Consider the following 13,458-nt stretch of genomic DNA (forward strand, 5'->3'; position numbering starts at 1 on the left):
AAAACATTTTATTTTTCCACCGCACTTATCCTTTACAAAAAGCAAAATCGGCCTAAAATACCCGTCTTTACGATTTGCCTTGTGCAAATTCCTGACTTGACATCAGACCATAAGAGACAACTATGACAACCTCATTTAAACCCGAATTACTCTCCCCTGCCGGCTCCTTAAAAAATATGCGTTATGCCTTTGCTTATGGCGCAGACGCCGTGTATGCCGGTCAACCGCGTTACAGCTTGCGCGTACGCAATAATGAATTTAATCACGCTAATTTAAAAATCGGCATCGATGAAGCCCATGCGCTCGGCAAAAAGTTCTATGTCGTGGTGAACATTGCGCCGCACAATTCCAAGCTCAAAACTTTTATTAAAGATTTACAACCGGTGATCGACATGGGCCCGGATGCACTGATCATGTCCGATCCCGGTTTGATTATGCTGGTACGTGAACACTTCCCTGACATTGATATTCACCTTTCCGTGCAAGCCAATGCAGTGAACTGGGCAACTGTGAAATTCTGGAAACAAATGGGGTTGACCCGCGTGATTTTGTCGCGTGAGCTTTCTCTTGATGAAATCGCCGAAATCCGCCAACAAGTGCCGGATATTGAACTGGAAATTTTCGTACACGGCGCACTTTGCATGGCGTATTCCGGCCGCTGCCTCCTTTCCGGCTATATCAACAAACGAGATCCAAACCAAGGCACCTGCACGAATGCCTGTCGTTGGGAATACAAAATGGAAGAAGGAAAAGTAGATGACGTGGGCAATATCGTGCCGAAATTCGACCCGAGCCAACAGATTGAGGTGAAAAATGTCGCCCCAACCTTGGGTGAAGGCGCCGTGACCGATAAAGTTTTCCTTTACACCGAAGCGCAAAATCCTGATGAGCAAATGACCGCTTTTGAAGACGAACACGGCACTTACTTCATGAACTCGAAAGATTTACGCGCTGTACAACATGTGGAAAAACTCACCGCACTTGGGGTACATTCCTTAAAGATCGAAGGTCGTACCAAATCCTTCTATTACTGCGCCCGCACTGCTCAGGTATATCGCAAAGCCATTGACGATGCGGCCGCCGGTAAACCGTTTGATGAAAGCTTAATGGACACCTTAGAGTCCCTTGCCCACCGTGGTTATACCGAAGGTTTCCTACGTCGCCACACCCATGATGAATACCAAAATTATGACTACGGCTACTCCATTTCCGATCGCCAACAATTTGTCGGCGAATTCACCGGCAAACGTAATGAACTTGGCATGGCGGAAGTGGCTGTGAAGAATAAATTCTTACTTGGCGATGAAGTGGAAATGATGACACCGCAAGGCAATATCGTGTTTAAAATCAACAAAATGCTCAACCGTAAAAATGCCGAGGTCGATGCAGCCTTGGGCGACGGGCATTTTGTCTTTTTAGATGTGCCACAAGACATTCATTTGGACTATGCGTTGCTCATGCGAAATTTGGTTGATACCAACACTCGCAACCCGCATGAAAAGAAAAGTTAATTTATTGTTAAATAAATGTTGCATTATTAATTTGGAAGCATATAATGCAACTCGTACCCTAAAAAAATATGACTCCAAATACTTTTAGCCCTTACCCCCTTGAAAGGGCTTTTTTTTGCTTTGAAAAAGGCAAAACATAGATTAAAGGATGAATTAGCTCTTACAAAGAGCTTTCTCCTATATATTCACCAAAAGAAATTAGCGTGATTTCTTTTATTTCCTTGAGATTCTCCCCAATTCGCACTAGACTACCGCCCTCTTTTTCAAACCAGATTTTCCATTATGCGTGTTGCCGATTTTTATTTTGATTTACCTGATGAGTTGATTGCCCGTTATCCTAAAACAGAACGAACTGCCAGCCGTTTATTACAGTTGAATGGCGAAAACGGGGACATTTTCCACCGCACTTTTGCCGATGTGTTGGAGTTGATTCATCCGGGCGATTTGATGATCTTCAATAATACCCGTGTTATTCCTGCGCGGATGTTCGGGCGCAAAATCAGTGGCGGAAAAATTGAAGTCTTGGTGGAACGCGTATTAAGCGAATCTCGTTTTCTTGCCCATGTTCGCGCCTCTAAAGCGCCGAAAGAAGGGGCTGAATTGATTTTAGGGGAAGATAAATTAGGCGAAGGCAACGGTGTAAAAGCCCTGATGGTTGGTCGCCAAGGCAGTTTATTTGAAATTGAAATCGCCGAAAAACAGACCGCACTTTTTGACGTTTTACAACAAATCGGGCATATGCCTTTACCGCCTTATATTGATCGTCCTGACGAAGAAGCGGATCAAGAGCGTTATCAGACCGTCTATAACAAAGTGCCGGGGGCGGTTGCCGCACCGACAGCCGGTTTGCATTTTGATGATGAACTTCTAGCCAAACTCAAAGAGAAAGGCGTCAATTTCGCCTTTGTAACCTTGCATGTGGGCGCGGGAACCTTCCAACCAGTGCGAGTTGAAAACATTGAAGATCATGTCATGCACGCAGAATACGTGGAAGTGTCTCAAGAGGTTTGCGATGCCATTTTCGCCACCAAGAAAGCCGGCAAACGCGTGATTGCCGTGGGCACAACTTCCGTGCGTTCCATTGAAAGTGCAGCATTAGCGGCGGAAGAAAAACAACGTGATGTGTTAATTGAACCGTATTTTTCCGATACGTCTATTTTCATTTATCCGGGCAAAAAATTCCGCGTGGTGGATTGTTTAATTACTAACTTCCATTTGCCGGAAAGCACGTTGATTATGCTGGTTTCTGCGTTTGCCGGATTTAGCCATACGATGAATGCGTATAAAAGTGCGGTGGAAAATCGCTATCGTTTTTTCAGTTATGGCGATGCCATGTTTATCAGCAAAAATCCCCATGTGAAGGGAATGGAATAGAAATTGACTTATTTAGGTTCTCCACCTAAAATCCTACAACTTAAGCCTGTTACTCAGGCTTTTTTATTGACTAAAACCTTCGAACTGTTTATTCGTTGAGGAAATAAAATGAAGTATGAATTAGATAAAACCAGTGGCAACGCCCGTCGTGGTCGCTTGGTATTTGAACGACCACAAGGTACATTTACGGTTGAAACCCCAGCGTTTATGCCTGTCGGTACTTACGGCACAGTAAAAGGCATGACACCGGAAGAAGTACGCGCCACCGGCGCAGAAATTCTCCTTGGAAACACGTTCCATTTATGGCTTCGCCCGGGGCAAGAAATCATGCGTAAACACGGCGATTTGCACGATTTTATGCAATGGCATCGTCCTATCCTCACGGACTCCGGCGGTTTCCAAGTTTTCAGTCTAGGCAAGTTGCGCAAAATCACTGAAGAAGGCGTGAAATTCCAAAACCCAATCAACGGTGAACGCATTTTCTTATCACCGGAAAAATCCATGGAAATCCAATATGATTTGGGCTCTGACATTGTGATGATTTTCGATGAATGTACGCCTTACCCGGCAACGTTTGACTACGCTAAAAAATCCATGGAAATGTCTTTACGTTGGGCACAACGCAGCCGCAACCGTTTTGATGAATTAGGTAACAAAAACGCACTATTTGGTATTATCCAAGGTGGTACATTTGAAGAATTACGCAAAGTGTCCCTGGAAGGTTTGGTGAACATCGGTTTCGACGGTTATGCCGTGGGCGGTTTAGCCGTAGGCGAGCCGAAAGAAGATATGCACCGCATTTTGGAATACATTTGCCCGCAAATCCCTGCCGACAAACCACGCTATTTAATGGGCGTGGGCAAACCTGAAGACTTAGTGGAAGGCGTACGCCGCGGCATCGATATGTTCGACTGTGTCATGCCAACCCGTAATGCACGTAACGGTCATTTATTCGTCACTGATGGCATTGTGAAAATCCGCAACGCCAAATACAAAGACGATACCAGCCCGTTAGATCCGCACTGTGATTGCTATACCTGTAAGCATTACACCAAGGCTTATTTGTATCATTTGGATAAATGCGGTGAAATCCTCGGGGCGCGCTTAAACACCATCCACAACTTGCGTTATTACCAACGTTTAATGGCGGAAATCCGCCAAGCCATTGAAGAAGATCGCTTCGATGATTTTGTGGTGGACTTTTATGCGAGAATCGGCAAGCCTGTTCCGCCGTTACAACTTGCAGAAACAGAAAAATAATCAGCTAAAAATCATCCGTAAAAAGTGCGGTGAAAAATTTACGTGTTTTTTCCACCGCACTTTTACCTCTCACAGGAGTTTCTATGCAAATCCTTGAACCTCAAAAATTCGCCAGTTGGAATGAACCCATTGAAATGTTGTATGCCTGTCATAGCAAAGTGAAACGTTTTTGTCGTCAGCTAACTATTTTGCCCGATTATTTGGCAAAAAACGGTTGTAATCAGGCGGTGAAAAATGACGTTCAGCAAATTCTCAATTATTTCAATCAGTCAGCCCCGTTGCACCATGATGATGAGGAAAAAGATTTTTTCCCATTGTTGGTAAAATATGTGCCGGAAGCGCAAAAAGACATTGATGAATTAGAAAGACAGCACGTGACCTTACATGATAACTGGGCGAAATTATCTGAACAGTTGCAAGCCTTGTTGAATGGCGAACGGGAGAATGTCGATATGGCGTTGATCAACAATGTGGTCTCAGGTTACGACAAACATATCGCCTTGGAAGAGCCATTATTTGAGCTGGGTAAACAACATTTGTCAGAATCGGAATTACGCGAAATCGGTGACATAATGAGCGCTCGTCGTCGCGTACAAGCCTAAGCTATCGTTGATTTAAATTATGGAATATCAACTTGATACTCGTGAGTATCGTTGTCCTCTGCCGTTATTGATGACGAAAAATGCCGTCAACACATTAGCCCCAAATGATGTATTGACGGTGTGGCTTGCTGCGGAAAGTGACATCGAAGATTTTCGTTTATTTTGCGAAGCTCAGCAGTTATCTTTTACCGTAATAAGTCAATCTCAACGTACCATTAAAATCACCAAAATAAACAAGTAACCTCCCTATTTTCAGCCTTCAAAAGTGCGGTCGTTTTTGCCGTCATTTTTACAATATCATTTTCACATTTCAGCGAATTTATGGTATTTTAACAGCCGATTTTTATCAGTTTACGGACGCTCCATAGCGTCTTCTCTTTTCATTAACTAAAAGGAAATTTGAATGGAAGCTCAACAAGGCAGCCCAATGTCAATGTTATTTATTTTTATCATCTTCGGATTGATTTTCTATTTCATGATTTATCGTCCGCAAGCGAAAAGAAATAAAGAACACAAAAAATTAATGTCCGAATTAACCAAAGGCACCGAAGTATTAACCGCCGGCGGTATCATTGGTAAAATCACCAAAGTAGTTGAAAACAGCGACAGCATCGTTATCGCGTTAAACGACAGCACTGAAGTGACCATCAACCGCAACTACATCGCAGCGGTATTACCGAAAGGCACAATTAAAACCCTTTAATCTTACATTCCTCAAGGGAACAGGAAATCTATGTTAAATCGTTACCCTTTATGGAAGAATCTAATGGTGATCTTTTTGGTCGCCATTGGTATTTTATACGCTCTTCCAAATCTTTACGGTGAAGATCCTGCCGTACAAATCTCAGGAACTCGTGGCCAGGAAGCTAATTCCAGCGTGCTAAGCGAAGTTCAAACTGTCCTAAAAGAAAATAATCTGGCAACTAAATCCATCGTGTTAGAAAACGGCTCTATTCTTGTACGTTTTAACAATACCGATAACCAATTACTCGCCAAAGATAAGATCACTGAAAAATTAGGCAATAACTACTCTATCGCCCTAAACCTTGCACCGGCAACACCAAAATGGCTAAGCAGTATTGGCGGCAATCCGATGAAATGGGGTTTAGATTTGCGTGGTGGTGTACGCTTCCTGATGGAAGTGGATATGAACTCTGCGCTCACCAAACGTCAAGAGCAATTACAAGATTCCTTACGTACCGAATTGCGCAAAGAAAAATATCAATACAGCGCTATTAAGTCAGCGGAGAATTTTTCCACAATCGTAAGTTTGGTTAATCCGGAACAGTTATCTGATGTACAGCGTTATTTGCGCAAACAGCATCCGACCTTAGACATTCGTGCGATTTCTGATAATACCCTGTCTTTGGCGTTATCTGATGCGGCATTAAACGAAGCTCGCGAAAGTGCGATTGAACAAAACTTAAGTATTTTGCGTAAACGTGTCACCGAACTTGGTGTCGCAGAAGCCGTAATTCAACGCCAAGGTGCAGAACGTATCGTGGTTGAATTGCCGGGGGTGCAAGACACGGCTCGCGCGAAAGAAATTCTGGGTGCTACGGCGACCCTTGAATTCCGCTTAGTCAATGGTAATGCAAACTTAGAGGCAGCCGCTCGCGGCATGGTGACTTCTGATTCTGAAGTGAAATATGACAGAAACAATCGCCCTATCGTGCTATATAAACGTGCCGTATTAGGTGGTGAACACATTACGAACGCCAGTTCCGGTGTGGATCAAAATACCTCTAGACCGCAAGTGAGCGTCACCTTGGATAGCGAAGGCGGCGAAATCATGTCGCAAACTACCCGCGCCAACATCCAAAAACCAATGGCGACGTTGTATGTGGAATATAAAGACAGTGGCAAAAAAGACGAAAATGGCAAAACCATTTTACAAAAACACGAAGAAGTGATTAACGTTGCCACCATTCAAGGTCGTTTCGGTAGTCAATTCCAAATTACCGGTATAGACTCTCCGGCAGAAGCACAAAACCTTGCGGTGTTACTTCGTTCCGGTGCGTTAATTGCGCCGATTCAAATCGTGGAAGAACGCACCATTGGCCCATCTCTTGGTGCGCAAAACGTCGAACAAGGTTTGCAAGCAAGTTTTTGGGGCTTAATGATCGTCGTCGCCTTTATGGTCATTTACTATCGTAAATTCGGTCTTATTGCCAATGTCGCTTTGATCGCCAACATCGTTTTATTAGTCGGTTTAATGTCCTTATTACCGGGCGCCACACTCACTATGCCGGGGATTGCCGGTATCGTATTGGCGGTTGGGATGTCCGTGGACGCAAACGTATTGATCTTTGAGCGGATAAAAGAAGAAATTCGCAACGGTCGCCCTGTTCAGCAAGCTATTAGCGAAGGTTATAGCGGTGCATTCAGTTCTATCTTTGATGCGAACTTAACCACCATTTTGACTGCGGTAGCACTCTACGCTGTAGGGACGGGGCCGATCAAAGGCTTCGCAATCACCTTATCTTTAGGGATTGCTATCTCCATGTTTACCGCAATCACCGGAACACGCGCAATCGTGAATTTCTTATACGGCGGCAAACGAATTGATAAATTATCAATTTAACGGTGAGGAAATATATTGTGAATTTAGAAAATAGAAGTCAGCCAATTAAAGAAATTCAAGGCATTAAACTCCCTTTCCGTTTAGTGGAATTCATGAAATTTCGTCTATGGGGCTACCTTGCTTCCGTTGTGATTATCGCGGTTTCCTTATTCTTTGTATTTACCAAAGGTTTCAACTGGGGCTTAGATTTCACCGGTGGCGTGGTGGTTGATACCCACTTCTCTCAACCGGCAGATTTGGAAAAAATCCGTTCTACGTTAGTACAAAACGGCATTGAGAGTCCACTCGTGCAAACCACCGGCGGTGTGCGCGATGTGATGATTCGCCTACCGGCAACCGATGATGCGCAAATCGGCGATCACGTCAAAAAAATGCTGAACACATTGGATAGTGATATTCAAATTCGTTCCATTGAGTTTGTCGGACCTAACGTAGGTGAGGAATTAACCCAAGGGGCAATTTACGCCACCTTAGCCACCCTCATTATGCTCTTGCTTTATGTGGGCATGCGTTTTGAATGGCGTTTAGCAACCGGTGGTGTGCTTTCTTTAGCGCACGACGTGATTGTCACCCTCGGTGCCTTCTCTTACTTACAAATCGAAATGGATTTAACCTTTATTGCGGCGATCCTTTCCGTGGTAGGTTACTCGTTAAACGACAGTATCGTGGTATTCGACCGTGTGCGTGAAAACTTCCGTAAAATCAGACGGATTTCAGCCATCGACATCATCGATATTTCCTTAACCCAAACCCTATCCCGTACCATTATGACATCGCTCACCACGTTAATTGTCGTTATCGCCCTCTTCATCTTCGGCGGTCCGACAATTCACAGCTTCTCGCTAGCCTTGCTCATCGGGATCGGATTTGGTACCTATTCTTCCATCTTCATTGCGATTGCTATCGCCTATGACTTAGGTTTAACCCGTGAACACATGGTTCAACCTAAAGTGAATAAAGATGATATTGAAGAGTTACCATAAAAATCAATAAAACAAAAAAGGTCGTTTTTTAACGACCTTTTTTATTTTCCACACTTATCGCATTTCTATAATACATCAGAAAAAACCTTTTATTTTTCGACCGCTCTTTAAGCAATAAAAAAGCGGCGAAAGTCGCCGCTTAAAGATAAAAGCCTTAAATATTAGGCGTAAACCGGAAGACGTTTACAGATTGCCAATACTTTTTCTTTTGTCGCCGCAATCACTTGTTCTTCATTGTCTTTACCGAGTGCGTCTAACACATCACACATCCAGCCGGCAAGTTCACGACAGTCTTGCTCGTTAAAACCACGACGGGTGACGGAAGGTGTACCCACACGAATACCGGAAGTCACAAATGGTTTTTGTGGATCATTCGGTACCGAGTTTTTATTCACGGTAATGTTTGCTTTACCAAGTGCTGCATCCGCTGCTTTACCGGTTAAACCTTGTTGAACTAAATCCACCAAGAACAAGTGGTTTTCGGTACTGTTTGAAACCACTTTGTAACCTCGTTGTTTAAATACCTCCACCATGGCTTTCGCATTTTTCAAGACATTTTGTTGGTAGATTTTGTATTCCGGCTCTAATGCTTCTTTGAAGCACACTGCTTTTGCCGCAATAATGTGAACTAATGGACCACCTTGACCTGCCGGGAAAACAGCAGATTGAAGTTTTTTATACATCTCTTCATCGCCGCTGGCAGATAAAATTAAACCACCACGTGGACCACCTAAGGTTTTATGGGTTGTTGTTGTAACAACATGGGCATACGGAAGTGGATTCGGATATACGCCCGCCGCAATTAAACCGGCAACGTGAGCCATATCGACAAATAAATAAGCACCTACTTCATCTGCGATTTCACGCATTTTTTTCCAATCAACCACTTGAGAATAAGCAGAGAAACCGCCCACAATCATTTTTGGTTTCACTTCATGCGCTTGTTTACGCAAAGCATCGTAGTCAATCAAACCTTCATCGGTAATGCCATATTGCTCTGCATGATAAATTTTACCGGAGAAGCTCACAGAAGCACCGTGAGTTAAGTGGCCACCGTGTGCCAAGCTCATACCTAAAATGGTATCGCCCGGATTTAATAATGCCATATAAACGGCCGCATTCGCTTGTGAACCGGAGTGCGGTTGCACGTTCACATAATCTGCGCCAAATAATTCTTTCGCACGATCAATCGCCAACTGTTCCACAATGTCAGCGTACTCACAACCACCATAATAGCGTTTACCCGGATAGCCTTCCGCATATTTATTGGTGAATTGAGAACCTTGCGCTTGCATTACGCGCGGGCTGGCATAGTTTTCAGAAGCGATTAATTCAATATGTTCTTCTTGACGACGATTCTCATCTTGAATGGCTTGCCATAAAACCGGATCGTAATCAGCGATGTTCATGCTCTTTTTAAACATTGTGTTTTCCTCGTTATGTAATTTTGAGTGGTATAGTTTAACTGTTTATGGATTGAAATTTAATTAAAAGTTAAGTCCTAAATTTTCATCAAATCAATGAAAACTATTCATAAAAGTGCGGTCAAAAAATCCATTGGATTTTTAACGCCGCCTTTGCCGACAATCCCGTTTAGCGTTCGCAAGTACGCAGATGAACTTGCGAACAATTTTTCCGCTATTTTTTCTGCTCACGAGCCACGGCGCGGTAGCCGATATCACGGCGATAAAAACGACCATTCCATTGAATTTGTTCAGCCAGTTTTAGTGCTTTCTGTTGAGCCTCAAATACGCTTTCACCCAATGCCGTTGCACAAAGTACGCGACCGCCATTGGTAACTAACTTGCCCGCTTTCGCTTCTACGCCTGCCAAAAAAACTTTCTCATTTTTGACCGCATTTTGTGGCAAGCCGCTGATTTCAGCGCCTTTGCGATAATCCCCCGGATAACCTTCTGCTGCTAAGACAATACCTAAAGAAGCCTTCGGGTTCCATTGGGATTTCACTTCGTCCAAGTTGCCATCACAGGCTTTAAGACAAAGTTCCACCAAATCCGATTCCAAACGCAACATAATCGGTTGGGTTTCCGGATCACCGAAGCGGCAGTTAAATTCGATCACTTTTGGCTGGCCATTTGGCATGATCATCAAACCGGCATACAAGAAACCGGTGTAAACATTGCCCTCTGCCGCCATGCCGTTGACTGTCGGATAGATCACTTCACGCATCACGCGATCATGAATTTCCGGTGTCACTACTGGCGCAGGAGAATAAGCCCCCATGCCGCCGGTGTTCAAGCCCGTGTCTTTTTCACCCACACGTTTATGGTCTTGGCTGGTCGCCATAGGTTCGACGTTTTTGCCATCCACCATGACGATAAAGCTCGCCTCTTCGCCATCTAAAAATTCTTCAATGACCACTCGACTGCCTGCTTCACCAAAGGCATTGCCGGACAACATATCGCGCACCGCGTCTTCCGCTTCTTGCAACGTCATCGCCACAATCACGCCTTTGCCTGCCGCCAAGCCATCCGCTTTAACGACAATTGGTGCACCTTTTTCACGCAAATAAGACAATGCCGGTTCGACCTCAGTGAAGTTTTGATATTCTGCCGTTGGGATTTTATGACGGGCTAAGAAATCTTTAGTAAAAGCTTTTGAACCTTCCAATTGCGCTGCCGCTTGCGTTGGACCAAAAATTTTCAATCCCGCTGCACGAAACGCATCCACCACGCCAATCACAAGCGGTGCTTCAGGCCCCACGATCGTTAAACCAATGTGGTTATCTTGGGCAAATTTAACCAACGCAGGAACATCCGTTGCACTGATATTCACGTTCTCGACCTTTTGTTCTAACGCTGTTCCCGCATTGCCCGGTGCAACGAAAATTTTATCTGCTAATGGAGATTGCGCCGCTTTCCAAGCAAGGGCGTGTTCACGACCGCCATTTCCGATGATGAGGATATTCATGTTGTAGTCCTTGTGTCTTTTTGAATTTAATCCCCTCTTTAGCAAAGAGGGGTAGGGGAGATTTGGCAGAGGTTATTTCAACCTCATAGTACATTTAGCATCGTTTAAATCTCCCCCCCCAGCCCCCTCTTTACGAAAGAGGGGGGATAAGTAAAAAAGTAAGTCGCTCATTGAGCGAAGTAACGACATAAATTAATGACGGAAATGCCGCATTCCGGTCAATACCATCACCATATTATGTTCATCTGCCGCATCAATCACTTCCTGATCGCGCATTGAGCCGCCCGGATGAATGACACATTGAATGCCTACTTTCGCCGCCGCATCAATGCCATCACGGAATGGGAAGAACGCATCGGATGCCATCACACAACCGGCTACTTCCAAGCCTTCATCTTGCGCTTTAATCCCGGCAATTTTGGCCGAATACACGCGACTCATTTGACCTGCACCAATGCCAATGGTTTGGTTATCTTTGGCGTAAACAATGGCATTCGATTTCACAAATTTCGCCACTTTCCAGCAGAATAATAAATCTTTCAATTCTTGTTCGGTTGGTTGACGTTTACTGACCACTTTTAAGTCATCCAAGCCCACCATGCCTAAATCCGCCTCTTGCACCAACAAGCCGCCATTCACGCGTTTGAAATCTAAACGTTGGGTACGGGCTTGCCATTCTCCACATTCAAGCAAACGGACATTTTTCTTACGTTTCACCACTTCAACAGCTTCTGCAGACACTTTCGGTGCGATAATCACTTCCACAAATTGACGTTCTACAATTTCATTTGCCGTTTTTTCGTCTAATTCACGGTTAAACGCAATGATGCCACCAAAGGCTGAGGTTGGGTCTGTTTGATAGGCGCGATTGTAGGCGTCTAAAATGTCTTTGCCTAAGGCCACGCCGCACGGATTGGCGTGTTTCACAATCACGCAGGCCGGCTCATCAAATTCTTTTACACATTCAAGGGCTGCGTCGGTGTCGGCAATATTATTGTAAGACAAGGCTTTACCTTGCAGTTGGTTTGCCGTCGCCACACTCGCTTCTTTTACATTGAGATCCACATAAAACGCGGCATTTTGATGGGCATTTTCGCCGTAACGCATGGTTTGTTTACGCACGAAGTTCAAATTTAAAGTCCGTGGGAATTGACCGCACTTCGCCTCCGCATCTTCTTCAGCGGCAACATGATAAGGTTTCACCAACTGACCGAAATAGTTCGCGATCATGGAATCGTATTGCGCGGTGTGTTCAAATGCTTTGATAGCAAGATCAAAACGGGTTTCCAGGGTTAAGCTGTTTTGATGTTGATCCATTTCGGCAAGAATGGCATCAAAATCCTGATTGTTCACGACAATCGCCACATCTTTATGGTTTTTCGCGGCAGAGCGCACCATGGTTGGGCCGCCGATATCAATATTTTCCACGGCATCTTCTAACGTGCAATTTGGTTTTGCCACGGTTGCGGCGAAAGGATATAAATTCACCACCACCATATCAATGCCTTCAATGCCGTGTTGCTGCATGATCGCATCATCCGTACCACGACGACCTAAAATCCCACCGTGCACTTTCGGGTGTAAGGTTTTCACGCGACCGTCCATCATTTCCGGAAAACCGGTGTAATCGGACACTTCGGTTACCGGCAAGCCGTTTTGTTCTAACAGTTTTGCCGTACCGCCGGTGGAAAGCAGCTTAACACCGCGTTTTACGAGGCCTTGGGCAAATTCCACAATACCGGATTTATCGGACACGCTAAGCAATGCTTGGCGAATGGGACGAGTTGATTGCATGAATAATTTCCTTTGATTTATGAAGTAAATTTGAGGTGGCGTATTATAACGCAAACGTTTGCGTTTATGTAGAAATGCACGAAAAATTTGTAAAAAAGTGCGGTCGTTTTTAAAGGCATTTTTACATTTGAACAAAAGAAAAAGCACGAATCCGCTTTCACAAATTCGTGCTTTCTCAAGGTTGGCAAACTATGCTTTGGCTTGCGCCCGTTTCACTAAAATCGTGGAAAGGCTGAATGCCACAATAAAGGAAACGGCCATGCCAATGCTGTACATGGCAAGGCTGTCCGGTTTAATCGACGGAATCCCTAAGAAACCTGCCGCACCAAGGAATGGGTTACCCCCAAACTTACGAGTGGCGGAGAAACCAAGCAATACCGGCAAAAATACAAACGGTGCGTTCGCAATGGTGTTAATAACGC

General features: G+C 44.5%; 11 protein-coding genes and 1 pseudogene. 8 read left to right on the top strand and 4 right to left on the bottom strand.

The features are described 5' to 3' along the window. The first annotated feature begins 122 nt into the window (after window positions 1–122). The 8 genes from trhP to secF all read left to right on the top strand — a co-directional run bounded on the left by trhP (window position 123) and on the right by secF (window position 8,314). The gene (trhP, locus tag DQN58_RS09215; protein ID WP_006718956.1) at window positions 123–1,511 is read left to right on the top strand and encodes a prephenate-dependent tRNA uridine(34) hydroxylase TrhP; all 1,389 of its coding nucleotides are present in this window, start codon (window positions 123–125) and stop codon (window positions 1,509–1,511) included. A 282-nt stretch (window positions 1,512–1,793) separates the two neighbouring features. Then, window positions 1,794–2,885, top strand: coding sequence for a tRNA preQ1(34) S-adenosylmethionine ribosyltransferase-isomerase QueA (gene queA, locus DQN58_RS09220; RefSeq protein ID WP_006718957.1), 1,092 nt, complete (start codon window positions 1,794–1,796; stop codon window positions 2,883–2,885). Between the two features lie 108 nt (window positions 2,886–2,993). Then, window positions 2,994–4,145: a tRNA guanosine(34) transglycosylase Tgt gene (gene tgt / locus DQN58_RS09225; RefSeq protein WP_006718958.1), complete on the top strand. Its 1,152-nt coding sequence runs from the start codon at window positions 2,994–2,996 to the stop codon at window positions 4,143–4,145. Window positions 4,146–4,228: 83 nt separating this feature from the next. After that, window positions 4,229–4,747 (top strand): hemerythrin domain-containing protein, encoded by a 519-nt coding sequence (locus DQN58_RS09230; protein ID WP_006718959.1) that lies wholly within the window; start codon window positions 4,229–4,231, stop codon window positions 4,745–4,747. Between the two features lie 19 nt (window positions 4,748–4,766). Further along, window positions 4,767–4,988, top strand: coding sequence for a sulfurtransferase TusA family protein (locus DQN58_RS09235; RefSeq protein ID WP_006718960.1), 222 nt, complete (start codon window positions 4,767–4,769; stop codon window positions 4,986–4,988). A gap of 162 nt (window positions 4,989–5,150) precedes the next feature. Continuing rightward, entirely contained in the window at window positions 5,151–5,450 is a 300-nt protein-coding gene (gene yajC, locus DQN58_RS09240; RefSeq protein WP_006718961.1) for a preprotein translocase subunit YajC, read from the top strand. Window positions 5,451–5,480: 30 nt separating this feature from the next. Continuing rightward, a complete protein-coding gene (gene secD, locus DQN58_RS09245) occupies window positions 5,481–7,331 on the top strand; it encodes a protein translocase subunit SecD (RefSeq protein ID WP_006718962.1) in 1,851 nt (616 codons plus the stop codon). Between the two features lie 17 nt (window positions 7,332–7,348). Further along, entirely contained in the window at window positions 7,349–8,314 is a 966-nt protein-coding gene (gene secF, locus DQN58_RS09250) for a protein translocase subunit SecF (protein WP_032997941.1), read from the top strand. A 161-nt stretch (window positions 8,315–8,475) separates the two neighbouring features. On the opposite strand, the gene glyA is transcribed toward secF, so the two are convergent. The 4 genes and pseudogenes from glyA to DQN58_RS09270 form a co-directional block, all read right to left on the bottom strand. After that, on the bottom strand, window positions 8,476–9,738 hold the full coding sequence (glyA, locus tag DQN58_RS09255) for a serine hydroxymethyltransferase (RefSeq protein WP_006718964.1): 1,263 nt from the start codon (window positions 9,736–9,738) through the stop codon (window positions 8,476–8,478). 214 nt (window positions 9,739–9,952) lie between these two features. Beyond that, the gene (gene purD, locus DQN58_RS09260) at window positions 9,953–11,242 is read right to left on the bottom strand and encodes a phosphoribosylamine--glycine ligase (protein ID WP_006718967.1); all 1,290 of its coding nucleotides are present in this window, start codon (window positions 11,240–11,242) and stop codon (window positions 9,953–9,955) included. Between the two features lie 192 nt (window positions 11,243–11,434). Continuing rightward, complete coding sequence (purH, locus tag DQN58_RS09265) at window positions 11,435–13,036, bottom strand: bifunctional phosphoribosylaminoimidazolecarboxamide formyltransferase/IMP cyclohydrolase (protein ID WP_032998191.1); 1,602 nt, start codon at window positions 13,034–13,036, stop codon at window positions 11,435–11,437. Between the two features lie 189 nt (window positions 13,037–13,225). Next, window positions 13,226–13,366 (bottom strand): annotated as a pseudogene (locus tag DQN58_RS09270) (PTS sucrose EIIBC subunit); the annotation flags it as partial. Between the last annotated feature and the right edge of the window lie 92 nt (window positions 13,367–13,458).

It is taken from the genome of Aggregatibacter segnis ATCC 33393 (genome assembly GCF_900476035.1).
GTDB lineage: Bacteria > Pseudomonadota > Gammaproteobacteria > Enterobacterales > Pasteurellaceae > Aggregatibacter > Aggregatibacter segnis.

Excerpts from the sequence above, each read along its gene's own strand:
- trhP (WP_006718956.1), top strand. The coding sequence starts at position 123 with ATGACAACCTCATTTAAACCCGAATTACTCTCCCCTGCCGGCTCCTTA.
- queA (WP_006718957.1), top strand. The coding sequence starts at position 1,794 with ATGCGTGTTGCCGATTTTTATTTTGATTTACCTGATGAGTTGATTGCC.
- tgt (WP_006718958.1), top strand. The coding sequence starts at position 2,994 with ATGAAGTATGAATTAGATAAAACCAGTGGCAACGCCCGTCGTGGTCGC.
- DQN58_RS09230 (WP_006718959.1), top strand. The coding sequence starts at position 4,229 with ATGCAAATCCTTGAACCTCAAAAATTCGCCAGTTGGAATGAACCCATT.
- DQN58_RS09235 (WP_006718960.1), top strand. The coding sequence starts at position 4,767 with ATGGAATATCAACTTGATACTCGTGAGTATCGTTGTCCTCTGCCGTTA.
- yajC (WP_006718961.1), top strand. The coding sequence starts at position 5,151 with ATGGAAGCTCAACAAGGCAGCCCAATGTCAATGTTATTTATTTTTATC.
- secD (WP_006718962.1), top strand. The coding sequence starts at position 5,481 with ATGTTAAATCGTTACCCTTTATGGAAGAATCTAATGGTGATCTTTTTG.
- glyA (WP_006718964.1), bottom strand. The coding sequence starts at position 9,738 with ATGTTTAAAAAGAGCATGAACATCGCTGATTACGATCCGGTTTTATGG.
- purD (WP_006718967.1), bottom strand. The coding sequence starts at position 11,242 with ATGAATATCCTCATCATCGGAAATGGCGGTCGTGAACACGCCCTTGCT.
- purH (WP_032998191.1), bottom strand. The coding sequence starts at position 13,036 with ATGCAATCAACTCGTCCCATTCGCCAAGCATTGCTTAGCGTGTCCGAT.